The sequence below is a fragment of the Stenotrophomonas sp. 28608_Sma genome (genome assembly GCF_056486185.1).
Genome location: NZ_CM151308.1, coordinates 456,134 through 473,186 on the forward strand (window position 1 = coordinate 456,134; position 17,053 = coordinate 473,186).

At 65.6% G+C, this 17,053-nt stretch carries 13 protein-coding genes; 9 read left to right on the forward strand and 4 right to left on the reverse strand.

Annotated elements, in window-relative coordinates; genetic code table 11:
- Positions 1-7: 7 nt before the first annotated feature.
- The 3 genes from ACZLHH_RS02050 to ACZLHH_RS02060 all read right to left on the reverse strand — a co-directional run bounded on the left by ACZLHH_RS02050 (position 8) and on the right by ACZLHH_RS02060 (position 4,004).
- On the reverse strand, positions 8-856 hold the full coding sequence (locus ACZLHH_RS02050; protein WP_049461891.1) for a MurR/RpiR family transcriptional regulator: 849 nt from the start codon (positions 854-856) through the stop codon (positions 8-10).
- 616 nt (positions 857-1,472) lie between these two features.
- The gene (locus ACZLHH_RS02055; RefSeq protein WP_032130035.1) at positions 1,473-2,567 is read right to left on the reverse strand and encodes a dipeptide epimerase; all 1,095 of its coding nucleotides are present in this window, start codon (positions 2,565-2,567) and stop codon (positions 1,473-1,475) included.
- Positions 2,568-4,004 (reverse strand): C40 family peptidase, encoded by a 1,437-nt coding sequence (locus ACZLHH_RS02060; protein ID WP_049421210.1) that lies wholly within the window; start codon positions 4,002-4,004, stop codon positions 2,568-2,570. It lies immediately after the preceding gene.
- Positions 4,005-4,136: 132 nt separating this feature from the next.
- On the opposite strand from ACZLHH_RS02060, the gene ACZLHH_RS02065 reads away from it, so the two are divergent.
- From ACZLHH_RS02065 to hglS, 9 genes are all read left to right on the forward strand, one after another.
- Complete coding sequence (locus ACZLHH_RS02065) at positions 4,137-5,627, forward strand: transglutaminase-like domain-containing protein (RefSeq protein WP_049400066.1); 1,491 nt, start codon at positions 4,137-4,139, stop codon at positions 5,625-5,627.
- Between the two features lie 51 nt (positions 5,628-5,678).
- The gene (locus tag ACZLHH_RS02070; protein WP_049461772.1) at positions 5,679-8,702 is read left to right on the forward strand and encodes a TonB-dependent receptor; all 3,024 of its coding nucleotides are present in this window, start codon (positions 5,679-5,681) and stop codon (positions 8,700-8,702) included.
- 55 nt (positions 8,703-8,757) lie between these two features.
- Positions 8,758-10,311, forward strand: a complete 1,554-nt coding sequence (locus ACZLHH_RS02075) for a serine hydrolase domain-containing protein (RefSeq protein ID WP_049461773.1) — start codon at positions 8,758-8,760, stop codon at positions 10,309-10,311.
- Positions 10,244-10,957 (forward strand): M15 family metallopeptidase, encoded by a 714-nt coding sequence (locus ACZLHH_RS02080; protein WP_049461774.1) that lies wholly within the window; start codon positions 10,244-10,246, stop codon positions 10,955-10,957. The genes ACZLHH_RS02075 and ACZLHH_RS02080 overlap by 68 nt, the downstream gene beginning before the upstream one ends.
- 210 nt (positions 10,958-11,167) lie before the next feature.
- On the forward strand, positions 11,168-11,539 hold the full coding sequence (locus ACZLHH_RS02085) for a hypothetical protein (protein ID WP_032968343.1): 372 nt from the start codon (positions 11,168-11,170) through the stop codon (positions 11,537-11,539).
- Positions 11,540-11,771: 232 nt separating this feature from the next.
- On the forward strand, positions 11,772-12,182 hold the full coding sequence (locus ACZLHH_RS02090; protein WP_004139214.1) for an EF-hand domain-containing protein: 411 nt from the start codon (positions 11,772-11,774) through the stop codon (positions 12,180-12,182).
- A 95-nt stretch (positions 12,183-12,277) separates the two neighbouring features.
- Positions 12,278-13,030 (forward strand): HAD family hydrolase, encoded by a 753-nt coding sequence (locus tag ACZLHH_RS02095; protein WP_049462172.1) that lies wholly within the window; start codon positions 12,278-12,280, stop codon positions 13,028-13,030.
- 31 nt (positions 13,031-13,061) lie between these two features.
- Positions 13,062-13,550, forward strand: a complete 489-nt coding sequence (locus tag ACZLHH_RS02100; protein ID WP_049462171.1) for a hypothetical protein — start codon at positions 13,062-13,064, stop codon at positions 13,548-13,550.
- Between the two features lie 165 nt (positions 13,551-13,715).
- Positions 13,716-15,080, forward strand: coding sequence for a 2-oxoadipate dioxygenase/decarboxylase HglS (gene hglS / locus ACZLHH_RS02105; RefSeq protein WP_049462170.1), 1,365 nt, complete (start codon positions 13,716-13,718; stop codon positions 15,078-15,080).
- 72 nt (positions 15,081-15,152) lie between these two features.
- Here the strand turns inward: hglS and ACZLHH_RS02110 are convergent, their stop codons facing one another.
- Complete coding sequence (locus tag ACZLHH_RS02110; RefSeq protein WP_049462169.1) at positions 15,153-16,667, reverse strand: acetyl-CoA hydrolase/transferase family protein; 1,515 nt, start codon at positions 16,665-16,667, stop codon at positions 15,153-15,155.
- Between the last annotated feature and the right edge of the window lie 386 nt (positions 16,668-17,053).

Below are 17,053 nucleotides of genomic sequence, written 5' to 3' on the forward strand. Positions count from 1 at the left end.
GCTCCGGTCAGGAATCCAGCAGGTGGTCGATCCGCTCCAGGTTCACCGCGAGCTGCTGCTGGCGATCCGGATTGGCGTGGCAGAGCAGCACGAACAGGAAATCGAGCAGCGCGTGCATGGCGCTACGGTACAGCAGCTGCGCGACCTGCGGCGTGCGGTCGTGCGCACACACCACCAGTGTTGCATCAGCATGCGCGCGCAGCGGGTTGGCGGTGTGGCGGGTGATGGAAATCACCTTGCCACCCATGTCCTGGAACTGGCGCGACAGCTGCGAAAGCTGGGGCAGGTTGCCGAACTCGGAGAACACCAGCAGCGCATCGCCGGGGCGCGCGGCCGACAGGTTGGCCAGCATCAGGATCGGGTCGGTATGCGGCACCACCAGCAGGCCGAGCAGCGACAATCGCATGGCGAACTCACGCGCGTACAGGCCGTCGTCACCCAGGCCGTACACGAACAGCTTCGGCGCGCCGTCGATCAGCTGCACGATGCGCTCGATTTCCCCGCGTGGATTGGCCTGGCGGGTTTCCTCCTCGGCCTGTGCCTTGCTGCGGCGCAGGGCCTCGCCGAGGCGCAGGTAGTCGTCACCGCTGTCCGGTTCGCTGGGCGCCTGTTGTGGATCGGCACCGGCGCGAGCCACATCCTGGCCGATCGAGTACTTCAGGTCCGGGTAGCCCTTGAAGCCGAGCTTCTGGCTGAACTTCACCACGCTGGACTGGCTGATGCCCAGCGCGCTGGCCAGCTGTTGGGACGAGTAGTCGCGCAGCAGGTGTGCGTTGTCGAGAATGAAGTCGGCGATGCGACGCTCGATGGCCGACATCTGCCCGCGCTCGGAACGGATCTTCAGCAGGGGCGGCATGCGGGGAGTCCGGGCATGTGTAGGCGCATTGCGGTTGGTCGCGTAGAGCGTGTCATGGAGTGGGTCGGGCGGGTGGGGTTTGCAGGGGACGCCGTGAATCCGTCCATGGAGGCTTGGCCGCGCTTGCTCGTTTGCGCTGTCCTGCGCAAACGGCAAGACCGGGGTTGGGCGTCCTGCCCAACCCGCCCGAGGCATGCCTCGGGCCCATGGCGCGGACACCCCTGCAAACCCCACCCGCCCGACCTCGGACACATCGCGCGCGTGCCAGCCGCGAAGGGGTTACGGGGTAGGGCAGAAGCAAGAGAAGGTGCATCCACGCGTGGCATGGATTTACTGGGTGCAGCTGTTGCTTTGGACGTTGAGTCCGCCTTGTAGCGAGCCGAGCACCGCAGGTCCTGCGAGGGCGAAGAGGCGCGGGTGTCTGAGCGCAGCGAGTTCCGCGCCGTCCCTTGACGGACCGAGGAGCGCAGGGCACCGACGTGCGCAGCACGTCGGCTCGCGGCTGGCGGAGCGTTTCTTTTGGTTACTTTTCTTTTCGCAGAAAGAAAAGTAACGCCCGACCAGGCATCAGATAAGCACGGCCCTTGTAGAGTCGAGCCATGCTCGACTGCGCGGGTCACCCCAGCATCTCCAGCCCGCGCACTTCGGTGATGCCCAGCCCCGGCACGTCGCTGATGCTGATCTCCGATTCGTTGAAGTGCACGCCGCCACTGACCGGGTCGAACTGGCCCAGCGAGGGGCCGTCGAGGTCGACCTTGGTGATCACATCGCTCTTGGCCACCGCGAGGTGCACGGCCGCAGCCACGCTGATGCTGGATTCGATCATGCAGCCGATCATGCACGGCACGCCGTAGATGCCGGCGATGTCGGCAATGCGGATCGCGTTGGACAGGCCGCCGGTCTTCATCAGCTTGATGTTGATGATGTCGGCCGCGCGCTGCTGGATCAGGTCCATCACCTGGCTCGGGCTGAACACGCTTTCGTCGGCCATCACCGGCGTGTTGACGCGGTCGGTCACGTACTTCAGGCCACTGATGTCGGCGGCCTTCACCGGCTGCTCCAGCAGCTCGAGCACCACGCCCGCTTCCTCCAGCGTGCGCATGGCATGCACCGCCTGCTTGGCCGTCCAGCCCTGGTTGGCGTCCAGCCGAAGCAGGGCGCGGCCTTCCACGGCGGCGTGGATCGCCTTGACCCGTTCGATGTCCAGACCGATGTCCTTGCCGACCTTGATTTTCAGCGACTCGAAGCCGCGCTCGATCGCCGACAGCGAATCGGCCACCATCTTGTCGATGTAGTCCACGCTGATGGTGATGTCGGTGGTGATCACCGGGTCGCCGCCACCCAGCATCTGGTACAGCGGCGCGCCATGCAGCTGTGCCCACAGGTCGTACAGCGCGATCTCCACCGCCGCCTTGGCGCTGGTGTTGCGCTCCATCGCGGTCTGCACCAGACCGCACAGGCGATTGAGGTTGGCCACGTCCTGGCCGATCAGGCGCGGCGCGATGAAGTGACGGATCGCCTCGATGATCGAGCCGTGGGTATCACCGGTGATCACCGCGGTGGCCGGCGCTTCGCCGTAGCCGGTGTGGCCGGTGTCGGTGCGGATCAGCACCACTACGTCTTCCACGGTTTCCACCGTGCGCAGGGCGGTCTTGAACGGTGTTTTCAGCGGCACGCGCAGCATGCCCAGTTCGATGGCAGTGATCTTCATTCAGGGGGTCTTGGCACGCAGGCGTTGGATGTTGGTGATGCGGTCGATGTAGCGGACGCTGTCGCTGGCCATCATCGGCTCAAGCGGGGTGACCGAAACACCATTGAGGTGGGCCTGCACACGCTTGCCGTCAGCACCGAACCAGCTGCCGCCCGCCGTATCGTGGATCACCCAGGTGCGGCCGTCGACGTGGCCGATGGCCATCATCACGTGGCCGGGGATGTAGACCAGGTCACCCACCTGCAGGTCGGTGACGGCGCGGTCGCGCACGGCCTTGCCGTCCTTGCCGGTGAATGGCACGCGGTCCAGCGCCGGGCTGACCGCCTGCGCGCTGGTATTGCGCGGCAGCAGCACGCCGAAGCTGCGGTAGATCTCGGAAACGAAACCGCTGCAGTCGCGGGTGTCGTAGTCGTGGCCCCAACCGTAGCGCTCGCCGAGGAACTTGAAGGCCTGCTGCAGCAGCAGGCGTGGGGTCAGCGGCAGATAGTCGGCGGCGGTGTCCTGCGAGCGCGGCAACAGCGCTGGTACCAGCTTCAATCGACCATCGGCCTCGCGTACCGGCAGCTGCACCACCCACGACGCATGTGCCTGCTGGCCGTTCACCGGCTCTGACGCCGGCCAGTCGGCCAGCACCGGCAAGCGCACGCCCATGTCCAGCTGCAGGCGCGAGACGCGCGGTTCTTCCGGGGTGTAGGCGGTCTGTGCGGTGGCGCCGGTGACGATCCGGTACGGTCCCTTCGCGCCGTAGCCGAGCACGGTGGCTTTGTCGCCGCTGGCGATGGCATCGGCCTCGATCCATGCGCTGTAGCGCTCGCTGTGCACGAACAGCCAGCGGCCGTCGGCGCTACGATGGACCACGGCGACCTTGTCGCCGGGGAACAGCGCCGATTCCTGGAAGCGATCGATGTCGATGTCACCGACGCTGCTGAAGACGCGCTCGCGGGTGGGGAAGGTGCGCAGTGCAGCGCGCTTCACCACCAGCCCGTATTGCGGTGTCGTCTGCGCGGGAATGGACTGTAGGCCCAGATTGGCTTCGGTCGCGCTGCGCAGTGCCGGCGCAACGGCCTGGCCCTTGTCGTTGTACAGAGTGCGGGTGGGCCAGCTCGACAGCGAGGTGATGCTGGCGCGCACCGCCGCCGCATCAAGCTGCTCGGGCAGTGCGGCGATGTCCTGGATGTGGCTGTCCTGTGACCGCATCCGTGCGTTCTGTGCCTCGATCTGGCTGCGGTCCAGGATCGGCACGTCTGCGTTGTCCAGGCGCGCGGTCCAGTACTGCGGGGTGAGGTAGGCCTCGTGCAGGCCGATCACATAGGGCAGCGGCGCGCCCGGGTCGGGCGGCGGGGCCGCCTGTGCAAAGGCCGGTGCGGCCAGCAGGCACAGGGCCAGGGTCAAGCGGCGTGGCCAATGCCGATGCCGTTCGCGGGAAGCCAGGATCATGCGCTGCACACCCTCCTCGAATGCCTGTTGGAATATTTATTCCTTTTGGCATCGAAAGCAAGAATAAATTATTGACCGGCATCCCGGCCCGTGTTACACAGCCGTTACCACCCGCGCTGGGGAAGTGTCGCTGTGGATCCTGCCGTTCGCAAACCACGTCTGCCTGCCACTGCCGGCCTGTGTGCCGCGCTGCTGCTGTGGGCGTGGTCGGCGGGAGCGGAGCCGCCACCCTCGGCCATCCAGTTTGCGCGGGTCGTGCAGATGATCGACGCGGGACGGTTCTCCGAAGCCGGCAGCGAACTGAACACCTGGTCGGCTGCGGACGCGGCGGAGCCTGGCGTCAGTTTCGACGACATCGCGTTCCAGGAAGAGCGCATGCGCCGCATCCGCCTGGATTTTTCCCTCGACGAAGCCGCCGCCAAGTCTGCCGTGCGCCGCTGGATTCCCGACCTGACCGACGAGGAATTCGCACGCTGGGACCAGCTTGGACTGATCGAACACCTCGACATCGATGGCACGCGCTGGTACTTCAAGCGCGCACCGTTGAACCTGTTCCTGCTCAGCGACGAGGCACGTGCGCGCCGCCGCGCGGATGCACCGATGCCGGCGCCGGGCCCAAACGAGGTGCTCAACGCGCACCACGCACGCGTGCTTGCCGCAGCGGAACAAAGTGGCCAGGCGTCGGTACTGCCGCAGCGCATTGAATTCACCCAGTCGCTCACGGTGAAAGCCGATGCGGTGCCGGCCGGCGAGACCGTACGCGCCTGGATTCCGTACCCGCGCGAGATACCCGGCCAGCAGGAGCAGGTGCAGTGGCTGGGCAGCACCCCGGGCAAGGCGCGCGTGGCACCAGCCAGCACCCTGCAGCGTACCGCCTATCTGGAAGCCAAAGCGGTGGCCGGGCAGCCGACCCGCTTCGAGGTCCGCTATGCGGTCACGATCCTGGCCCGGCATACCGCGATCGATCCGGCCAAGGTGCAGCCGACACCGGCCGATCCGGCACTGAAACCCTACCTGGCCGAGCAGCTGCCGCACGTGCGCTTCACGCCGGCGCTGAAGCTGTTCTCCGACCAGGTGCTGCAGGGGGAAACCCGCCCGTATGAAGTGGTGCGCAAGCTGTTTGCTGCCGTGGATCGCATTCCATGGGCCGGTGCGCGCGAATACTCCACGATCAGCAACATCAGCGATTACGCGCTGCATGCCGGGCATGCCGACTGTGGGCAGCAGACCCTGCTGTTGATCGCGCTGCTGCGCCTGAACGGCATTCCCGCACGCTGGCAGTCGGGCATGGTGTTCTCCGACGATGGCAGTGGTTACAACAACCTGCATGACTGGGGGCAGGTCTACCTGGCGCCGTATGGATGGCTGCCGATGGACGTGACCACCGGCGCACTGGCCAGCGACGTGCCGGCCCTGCGCGATTTCTACCTGGGTGGCCTCGACGGCTACCGCATCGCCTTCAACGACGATTTCGGCCAGGCCCTGGTGCCGGCCAAGCAGCACTTCCGCTCGGAAACGGTCGACTCGCAGCGCGGCGAGGCCGAGTGGGCTGGCGGCAACCTGTACTTCGACCAATGGAACTACGACTTCCAGTGGCGGGTACTGCCAGCCAGGCAACGCTAGCGCGACACATCGCACTCCACACCATTCGATTCTTGCAGGAGAGAGCAGGGGATGAAGGCTTACAGCATCAAGCGGGCGGCGTTGTGCGTCGCCCTTGGGGCGTGTCTGGGCGTGATGCTGCCCGGCACCGCAATGGCGCAGAACGTGAGCGGCGCGGTGGCGGGCCGCGCCACCGCCGGTGATCAGGTGACCGTGGTCAGCAACAGCACGGGCCTGACCCGCTCTGTCACGGTCGGTGCCGATGGCAGCTATCGCCTGGGCCAGCTACCGGTGGGCGACTACCAGTTGCAGCTCAGCCGTGATGGCCAGAAGCTGGGTGATCAGGTTGCTGTCAGCGTCGCGATCGGCGGCACCACCACGGTCAATCTGGCAAGCGGCGGCGGCGTCACCAATCTCGATGCACTGCAGGTGGTCGGCACACGCGTGGTCAATCGCGTGGATGTCTATTCCACCGAAACATCCTTCAACATCAATCGACAGGAAATCTCGCGCCTTCCTGTGGCGCAGGACCTGTCTGCGGTCGCACTGATGGCGCCTGGCGTGGTCGGCGGCAACTCGTCGTTTGGTGGCTTGTCCTTCGCCGGCTCGTCGGTGGCTGAAAATGCCGTCTTCATCAATGGCCTGAATGTCACCGACATGTACACCCGTCGCGGCTTCAGTACCGCGCCGTTCGCCTTCTTCAAGGAGTTTCAGGTCAAGACCGGCGGATACTCGGTCGAGTTCGGCCGCTCCACCGGTGGCGTGATCAATGCGGTGACCCGTTCGGGCAGCAACGAGTTCGAAGGCGGCGTGGAAGTCACCGCTGAACCCAGTGCATGGCGCTCCAGCGGCGGCGACCACTTCCATCGTGATGGAACCCCGCATTCGTATGGCAGCCGCGACAACAACTCGTTCCTGAAGACCAACGTGTGGGGCTCCGGTCCGATCATCAAGGACAAGCTGTTCCTGTTCGCGATGTATGAAGACCGCAGTGACAAAGGGCACAACACCTCGTCCGATGGCAGTACCTGGTTCAAGAATGATTCCGGCAACGGTTTCTGGGGCACCAAGCTGGACTGGAACATCAACGACAACCACAGCCTGGCACTGCTGGCGTTCTCCGACGAAGGTGACGTCACCAACGCCTCGTATGGCTACAACTGGAACGCAGACCAGCTCGGTGCATGGGGCGGTGATTCGGTCACCGAGACGGGTGGTCGCAACTGGTCGGCCACCTATACCGGCCACTTCGGCCAGAACTTCACCGCCCGCGCCATGGTCGGCCAGAACAACCAGCGTGCGTTCACCAATTCGTCGCTGGATCAGGCGTGCAGCCCGGTGTTCACCGACAGCACCTACGGCCCGCGCCTGGGCAAGCTGCAGGGCCTGCGCGCAGGCTGCCACCCCACCGGCACGGCAGTGGCCGAGCGTGACGATACCCGTGACGTGGCGCGACTGGACTTCGAATGGCAGCTGGGTGATCACCTGCTACGCTTCGGTGTCGACCGTGAGCTGATGACCACAAAGCAGTCCACCCGCTACCCCGGTCCGACCGAGTTGAGCTACACGGCCTACGTAGCGCGACCTGGCGACGAAGTCTGGGACGGTGCCAATGCCTACGTGCCAGCAGGCGTTACCGAAATGCTGCGTGCGCGCAACCGCAAGTCGGGAGGCACGTTCGAGACTGAAGCCAATGCCTTCTACGTGGAAGACATCTGGAACATCACTCCGAACCTGATGCTCAACCTCGGCGTGCGCTGGGACCGTTTCGAAAACCGCACCGCCGCCGGCAAGGCGTTCATCAAGATGGACGACCTGGTCGCGCCGCGTGTGGGCTTCTCGTGGGACATGCGCGGTGATGGCAGCACCAAGCTCTTCGGCAACGCCGGCCGCTACTACCTGCCGGTTACCAACAACATCAACGTGAACTTCGCCGGTGGTCTCACCGACGAATACAGCTATTACGTGCTCAATGGCTGGGAACAGAAGACCTCGCCGACAGGCTCGCCGTACATGGCACCGATCGTCGGCCAGCAGATCGGGCCGACCGACACCCGCATGAACACCGGCGGTGCCGACCTGCGCCAGAGCGTGGACCGCGATCTCAAGGCGGTCTACCAGGACGAGTACATCCTGGGCTTCCAGAACATGATCAACCAGGCGTGGTCCTGGGGCGTCAACGCCACCTACCGGCGCATGACCCGCGCTCTGGATGACATCCGCATCAACTACACCCCGTGCGGCCCGACCCCCAGCACGCTGTGGCCGATCGCCAACCCGGGCGAGAGCCTGACGATCTGGGGCGACAAGAGCATCGGTTGCGCCAACGAAGGCTGGATCACCATCGACACCGCCAACAGCGGCTATCGAAAGGGCGGCAGTGGCGAGGTGATCGGTTACTCCAAGCCCAAGCGTACCTACAAGGCGCTGGAGTTCCAGATCGACCGTGCATGGGACGAGAAGTGGATGTTCAACGCGTCCTACCTGTGGTCGAAGAGTGAAGGCAACTTCGAAGGACCAGTGAACTCCGATACCAACTACGGTGATACCGGCATGGTCCAGTTCTGGGACCACCCCGCCACCAACGAGCGCTACGGCGTACTGTTCAACGACTTCCGCCACCAGTTCAAGCTGCGAGCTGCGTACGCACTGAACAAGCAATGGTCCTTCGGCACCACGTTGCAGGTGCAGTCCGGTGGCCCGATCACTGCGTATGGCGTGATGTGGCCAAACGACTCCATCGCCGGTGGCAGTACCTCCAGTGAAGGTAGTGGCGGTGGCACCGGTTGGCTGTGCGTGGCCAACTGCTCCGGCCCATACAACCAGCGACAGTTCGAGTACAGTCCGCGCGGCGCGTTCGGTCGCCTGCCATGGACGTGGACCATGGGCGCCAATGTGACGTGGCGTTTGCCGGTGGAAGGCATCGACCTCAGCGCACGGCTGTCGGTCTACAACCTGTTCAACAATCAGAAGACCATCAACGTGCACCAGCGCTATGAAGCGCAGCCCGGCCAGTACCGCGAGGCGACGTTCGCCACCGGGACGCGCTGGCAGGCTCCGCGCTATACACAGTTGGTGGTGACCTGGAATTTCTGAGGCTGCATCCCGTGCCGTCCGTGTGGGCGGCGCGGGCATTGGAAGGGAAGCGTGCATGCATCATCTGCTGATCCTCGCAGCGGCACTGGCCGCACCCTCCGCTTCGGCGGTCGATACCGCATCCATCGATGCCGATGTCGCCGCCGTGGTCCAGCATAAGCACCTGCCCGGGCTGGCCATGGCGGTGGTCGAGAATGGGCACGTGGTCTATCGCCATGCCGAGGGCGCGCGCGGTGATGGCGGCCGCATCGACGAGGACACGCTGTTCAAGATCGCCTCCAACAGCAAGGCGATGACCGCCGCGTTGCTGGCGCGGCTGGTGCAGCAGGGCAAGCTGCGCTGGGATGACCCGGTGCGGCGGCACCTGCCGGGCTTCCGCATGCATGACGCATGGGTGGGCCAGCAGATGCAGGTGCGCGACCTGCTGATCCACAACAGCGGTCTCGGTCTGGGCGCCGGTGATCTGATGCTGTGGCCGGAGCCGAACACGTTCACCCGCGCCGACATCATTGCCGGACTGGCGCACTTGAAGCCGGTCAGCAGCTTCCGCAGCCACTATGCCTACGACAACCTGATGTATGTGGTGGCCGGCGAAGTGGCCGCTGCGGCCGGTGGCAAATCGTACGACCAGTTGATGCGCGAGCAGGTGTTTGAACCACTCGGCATGACGCGCTGCCAGGTGGGGGCCTGGTCGGTGAAGCGCGTAGGCAACGTCGCGCAGCCACATGCCTGGCGTCGTGATCGCAATGAGGTGGTGAACGCTGACGGTGCCATCAGCCCGGACCTGCCTTCCATGGCTGCCGGAGGCATCCGCTGTTCGCTGCGCGACATGACGCGCTGGATGCAGGTACTGCTTGATCCTGCCGTGGTGCAGGATTGGTTGGATAGTGAACAGCGCCGCACGTTGTGGACATTACACGTGCCGATGCCGCTGGGTGAGCGCCAGCGGCGCTGGGACAACGCGCATTTCTACGGCTACGGCTATGGCTGGCGCGTGTCTGACATGGATGGGCAGTGGAAGGTGGCACACACCGGCACGCTGTCAGGGATGTACTCGTCGCTGGCGCTGCTGCCCGACCGCAAGGTGGGTGTGGTGATGCTGATCAATGGCGAAGGCGAGGATGCGCGTACCGCGTTGATGCAGGCCGCGCTGAAGCGCTTCACCGCAGCGGACGATGCGCGGCCTGCGATGGAGTACCTGGCCGAATTGAAGGCAGACCAGGCAACGCGGGCGGCGACCGGCCATTCGCGGCCGTCCACCGTTGCGGCGCAGGAGACGAGCCGCACGGATCTGCCGCACTGGCAGGGCCGTTACCGCGATCCGTGGCTGGGCCCGGCCTCACTGTGCCCGGGCGCGGACGGCCTGCGCTTCAGCGTGGACAAGTCGCCCCGGCTGCAGGCCACGGTGCTGCAGTTGCAGGGGCGTTGGCTGCTGCGCTGGGATACGCTGGGCGAAGACGCACAGGCCTGGCTGCAGCCCGGTGACGGTGCGCCGCCCACACTGGACCTGCGTGCCATCGACCCGGACATCGACTTCAGCTATGACTTCCAGGACCTGCATTTCACTCGTACTGGCGACTGCCCTGGCAGCGAGCGCCAGCGCCGCTGAGCCGCCGCGTGTTTCGCCGGCCACCGATGCCGCCAGCGCCGGATTCGTGGAGATCCGCACGTTGTCGCCAGGCATCGAGATGGACATCCGCTACGCCGGCGCCAACAACTTCACCGGCGCGCGCGTGCCGGGTTACGAGGGGCCGTCCTGTTACCTGCTGGCGCCGGTGGCGAAGGCACTGGCACAGGTGGAACAGGACCTGCGCGCGGATGGCTTTGGCCTGCGCCTCTACGACTGCTACCGGCCGGTGCGCTCGGTGCAGGCCTTCATGGCCTGGGTGAACGATCCGCGCGAGCGCTCGCGCAAGGCTCTGCAGTACCCGGATCTGGACAAGCCACGGCTGCTGGCCGACGGCTACATCGCCGAGCGCTCCGGCCATAGCCGCGGTGCCACGGTGGATCTGGGGCTGCTGGATTGCGGCAGTGGTGCATGTACGCCGTTGGACATGGGCACCGACTTCGATTTCTTCGGGCCACGCGCGCATACGCAGACGAGCGGGCTGAGTGCTGCGCAGCAGGCGAATCGCAAGCAGCTGGTGCAGGCGATGGCACGCCGTGGTTTCGTCAACTATCCGCAGGAGTGGTGGCACTACACCCTGCAGCCCGAACCGGACCCGGGCACCGCATACGACGTCCCCGTGCGGTAGGGACATCGGCGGAGGGGCGCTGCTGTTGGTAGGTGTCGACCTTGGTCGACACGGTAGATCCACGCCATGCGTGGACGCCTTTCGTTCAATCATCGGAGTATTCGATTTCGATGGGGATTCATCCACGCATGGCGTGGATCTACCGGGGCTAACGGATTGGGTCCGAGGCAGATCCCTTACACTGGCCGCCTCTTCATCCCTGCCCACCCGATGAACCTTCCCCTGCACTTCGGCCTGCTCGGTACCCTCGAAGCGGGCGCCATTGCCCTGCTGGTCGGGCTGCTGGTGTACTTCCTGTGGTCGCAGCTGTGCCGGCTCCTGCACTGGACGGTTGGCCACGCGATCGGCTGGTCCTGCGTCATCGCCGTGATCATCTCCGCCGGCATCGATGCCTGGAAGCTGTTCTACATGGGCATCGTGCGTCTGGAGTCGCCCCTGTATGCGCGCCTTTTCCTCGCCACCATCCACGATCCGAACGAACTCGGCAGCCGCGTGGTGCTGGAAATCGCCGGCGCGCTCGCCGGTGTTGCCCTCGGCTGGGTGGTGTTCAGTTCGCGGTCATCGGCTCAGAACGTCGACTGACGCAGGTTTTTTGTTCGCTGCCGGTTAAATCAGGCAGCGCTGAATGCGCAGCTTATGAGCCACTCACTTCGTGCTAACCACCGCGCTAAAGCATGCGCGTAGGCGAGTGGTTAATCGTGCGTGTTGACGCCGGTCGCGGGGCAAAATCGATTCAGAAACGCGGTGGCAGGGTAGGTGCCGTGCGGAGACAACACGCCGCGCAACACCACCCAATTGGTAGGAGACACCCCTGATGACTATTCGCAACCGCAAGCCCCTGATCGCCCTGATCGTCGCCGCCGGCAGCGTGCTGGCCATTCCGGCGATGGCCCAGTCGGCCAAGCAGCAGGCCGCGCAGGCACAGAACGAGGCCGCGCAGGCGCAGCAGTCGGCGGCACAGGCAGGGCAGGCGGCTGACCAGGCGACCAACGCGGCCGCAGCGGCTTCGGCACAGGCCAATGGCGGTGGCCAGACCTGGGCCAGCATCGATACCGATGGCAACGGCACCATCAGCAAGACCGAGGCGCAGGTGAACGCAGGCCTGGCCCAGGTGTTCGACCAGGCCGATACCAACAAGGACGGCGAGCTGAGCGCCGACGAGTACAAGGCCTACGTGGCCGCCCAGCAGGCCGGTGCAGGTGCCGGCGCGGCGCAGGGCCGCTGATCCACGCCTGATTCGGGAAGACCGGTGCATGGGGACCCGGGCGGCTGCGGCCGCCCGGGTTTTTATCGTCACCAGCACCCCTGTATCCTTGTGCGATGAACACCCCCACGCCTGCGCCGTCGCGCGCCATCGGCCTGGTCGGTTTTGACGGTGACGATACGCTGTGGAAGAGCGAGGACTACTACCGCAAGGCCGAGCAGGATTATCTTGACCTGCTGTCGCGCTACGTCGACGTGCATGACACGCAGACCGCGCGCCACCTGCTGGAAGTGCAGCAGCGCCACCTGGGCACCTTCGGTTACGGCGTGAAGAGCATGACGCTGTCGATGATCGAAGCGGCCATCGACATCACCGGCCAGCGCATCGAGGCCAAGGACATCCAGCGCATCCTGGACATCGGCCACGACACCCTGCGCCACCCAGTCGAGCTGATCGACGGCGTGCGTGAAGCAGTCGCTGCGATCGCCGAAGATTATCCAGTGGTGCTGATCACCAAGGGCGACCTGTTCCACCAGGAAGCGAAGATCAAGGTCGCCAACCTGGCCGAGCTGTTCCCGCGCATCGAGATCGTCTCCGAGAAGGACCCGGAGACCTACGCCCGCGTGCTGGCCGAATTCGACCTGCCGATGCAGCGCTTCGTGATGGTCGGCAACTCGCTGCGCTCGGACATCGAGCCGGTGGTGACCTTGGGTGGCTGGGGCGTGCATACCCCGTACGCGGTGACCTGGGCCCACGAGACCCAGCACGGCGTGGCCGACGACGAACCGCGCATGGTCACTGCCGATACCGCCCATGATTGGCCGGCCGCACTGGCCGCGATCGAGGCCAAGGCCTCGGCGGCGGCCTGACAGGACCCGGCGGCTGCGGCAGAATCGTGGCATGAACGTCCGACTGCGCGCGCTGTTGTTGTCCCTGCTGCTGGTGCCGGCCATCGTGCTGGCCCAGCAGACCGCCAAGCGTTCGGCGGCCTACACGGTGGAAACCGGTGACCGCTGGGTCGATGCCCAGCTGCAGGACATCAACCACTACGCCGAACGCTACCCCGACGCCTTCCTCGACGAAGTGTCGCGCTATGCCGAGGTGCCGCGCGGTTACATCAGCGCGCTGTTCACCACCCATGGCTGGCAGGCCGGGGATATCTACTTCGCCTGCTTCTGGGCCAAGGCCAGCGGCCAGACCTGTCGCGACAGCGTGCGCGCCTTCAGCCAGGACCCGGAGGGCGGCTGGGAGGCGGTGGTGAAGCGCATGCCGGCCAAGCCGGACAACCTGCATTACCGCGCCGTGCGCCATGCCATCGTGGCCAGCTACCAGCACTGGGACCGGCCGATCACCCTGGATGCCACCCTGAGGCGCCAGCTCAAGCGGTAGTGCCGGCCACTGGCCGGCAACTGCATCCTTCCAGGCATCCGGAGGTTGCCGGCCAGCGGCCGGCACTACCGATTTCCTTCATGTTGCTCTGCATATCGCCGCGGCCCCGCGCTCCGGCGACAATACGGGTTCGAGCTGTTCCCCGTTCCCGTAATCGAGTGACTGATGAGCGCCTCTTTCGTTTCGCCTGATATGATCCGCCGCCTGTTCGCGCAGGCCATGTCCCGCATGTACCGCACCGAAGTGCCGCTGTACGGCACGCTGGTGGAACTGGTGGAGCGGATCAACGCGCAGGTGCTTGACCAGGACCCTGCGCTGGCCGCACAGCTGCAGCGCAACGACGAGCGTGCGCGCCTGGATGAAGAGCGCCACGGCGCGATCCGCGTTGGTACCGTGCAGGAACTGGCCACGCTGCGCCGCCTGTTCGCGGTGATGGGCATGTACCCGGTCGGCTACTACGACCTGTCGGTGGCCGGCGTGCCGGTGCACTCCACCGCGTTCCGCCCGCTCACCGGCGCCGCGCTGGCGCAGAACCCGTTCCGCGTGTTCACCTCGCTGCTGCGCCTGGAGCTGATCGAAGACGAAGCGCTGCGTGCCGAATCGGCAAAGATCCTTGCACGTCGCCGCATCTTCACCGAGGGCGCGCTGGCGCTGATCGAGCAGGCCGAGCGTGACGGCGGGCTCTCGCAGGCCGATGCCGAGCGCTTCGTCGAGGAAGCACTGGAAACCTTCCGCTGGCATGGCGATGCCACGGTCGACCTGCCGACCTACCACGCGCTGCACAACGCGCATCGCCTGGTGGCCGACGTGGTCAGCTTCCGTGGCCCGCACATCAACCATCTGACCCCGCGTACGCTGGATATCGACGCGGCGCAGGCGGCGATGATCGAGCATGGCATGGCCGCCAAGGCGGTGATCGAAGGTCCGCCGCGCCGTGCCTGCCCGATCCTGTTGCGGCAGACCAGCTTCAAGGCACTGGAAGAAGCCGTGCATTTCCCGGACAGCGAGGGTGGCGATGCCGGCACCCACACCGCGCGCTTCGGCGAGATCGAACAGCGGGGCCTTGCGCTTACCCCGAAGGGCCGCGCGCTGTACGACCAGCTGCTGTCGCAGGCCCGCGATGCCGGTGGCGAAGGCAGCACCGGCGGCGACTACGGCCAGCGCCTGCAGGCGGTGTTCGCCAGCTTCCCGGATGACCATGACACGCTGCGCCAGGAAGGACTGGGCTATTACCGCTACCAGCTGACCGACGCTGGCCGCGCCGCGCCGGAGCGCGTGGCCGATCTGCCCGCCGAAGTGCTGGTGGCCGCCGGCCTGGCCACGGCCGACCCGATCGTCTATGAGGATTTCCTGCCGGTCAGTGCGGCGGGCATCTTCCAGTCGAACCTGGGCGGCGAAGAACAGCGTGCGTATGCCGCACACGCCAACCGCGAGGCCTTCGAGCAGGCGCTGGGCGTGGCGGTGAATGACGAGTTCGAGATCTACGAGCGGCTGCAGGCTGAGTCGCTGGCGGCGCTGCGCACCGCGTGAAGGTAGAGCCGGCCGCTGGCCGGCTGTTCTGGGGAGCCGGCCAGCGGCCGGCTCTACCAGAGTCTCCGGATCTCAGCTCTTCATCGTGCCGGTATCCAGCCAACGCTGGTGCCACGACAACGCTTCCGGCAGCAGATGCGGGGTGTGCTTGCCGTAGCTCTCGCGGCTGGCACGGTCGAAGTAGTCCTGCAGCTGCGGGCGGAAATCCGGGTGCGCGCAGTTGTCGATCAGCACCTGCGCACGCTTGCGCGGGGTCAGGCCACGCAGGTCGGCCAGGCCCTGTTCGGTGACGATCACCGACACGTCGTGTTCGGTGTGGTCCACGTGGCTGGCCATCGGCACGATCGCCGAGATGGTGCCGTTCTTCGCGGTGGACGGGCTCAGGAACGCCGACAGGAAACCGTTGCGGGCAAAGTCACCGGAACCGCCGATGCCGTTCATGATCCGCGTGCCCATCACGTGCGTCGAATTGACGTTGCCGTAGATGTCCACCTCGATCATGCCGTTCATGCCGATGCAGCCGAGGCGGCGCACCAGTTCCGGATGGTTGGAGATCTCCTGCGTGCGCATGATGATGCGCTCGCGGTAGAAATCGATGTTCTCCTTGAACGTCTCGTTGGCCTGCGGGCTCAGCGCGAAGCCGGTGCACGAGGCATAGCTCAGCACGCCGTCACGCAGCAGGTCGAGCATGCCGTCCTGGATCACTTCGGTGAACGCGGCCAGGTCGCGGAAGCCGCTCTTGGCCAGGCCGGCCAGCACCGCGTTCGGAATATTGCCCACGCCCGACTGCAGCGGCAGCAGGTTCGGCGGCAGGCGGCCCTTCTTCACTTCGTGCTGCAGGAACTCGATCAGGTGCGAAGCGATCTGCTCGCTGGTCGCATCGATCGGGCTGAACGGGCTGTTGCGGTCCGGGCCGTTGGTGCGCACCACGGCCACGATCTTGTCCGGGTCGCAGCGCAGCGCGGTGTCGCCGATGCGGTCGTTGGCGTTCACCAGCGGAATCGGCTTGCGGTGCGGCGGCAGCGCGGTGCCGTAGTAGATGTCATGCATGCCGTCGACGCCGGCCGGCTGCCATTCGTTGACCTCGACGATCACCTTCTTGGCCAGGTCCAGCCAGGTCTTGTTGTTGCCGACCGAGGTGGAGGGCACCAGCGAACCGTCTTCGCGGATGGCCGAGACTTCGATCACGGCGGTATCGATCTCGCCATAGAAACCGAACCACACGTGCTGGGCCACGTGGCTGAGGTGGATGTCGATGTAATCCAGCTTGCCCTCGTTGATGCGGTTGCGCGCATCCGGGTCGCTCTGGAACGGCATGCGCATGGCGATGCCATCGGCCTTGGCCAGCGCGCCATCGAGTTCCGGCGCTGTGGAGGCGCCAGTCATCAGGCTGATCTGGAAGGGCTGGCCCTGGGCATGCACCGCTTCGATGCGGCGGGCCAGTTCGACGGGAACGGCCTTGGGATACCCGGAGCCGGTAAAGCCGCTCATGGCCACGGTTTCACCGGGCTGGATCAGCGCGGCTGCGGCCTCTGCGGAGACCACGCGGTCACGAAGACGCGCGTTGGCGATGCGATCAACAGACATGACGACACGTGTTGCTTGGGGGAATTCCGATTATCGGCCATCCTCATCCGTACGGGGGGTTCTACCTTCGTGGAATGGCTTTTCCCGCAGGGGTCACCCAAACCCGCCGGTTTTGTTTTGCAGTGCAGCGTGCAAAGTGCTTTCGCAGCCCGCACGATGGACCTGCATCCCGACGTGGGGGAGGGAGCAGAGCCCGCTGGCAGTTCGCTGCAAGCGGGCTTTTTTATTGCCTGTCGTCCAGTATGAATACGCGGTCTCCATTATCGGTAGTGCCGGCCGCTGGCCGGCAACCCCAGTAACCTTCGGCAGGATCATCGGATCTGCCGGCCAGCGGCCGGCACTACCGGGTCATCGGATTCGCTGGGCAGCGGCCGGCGTTAACGGGT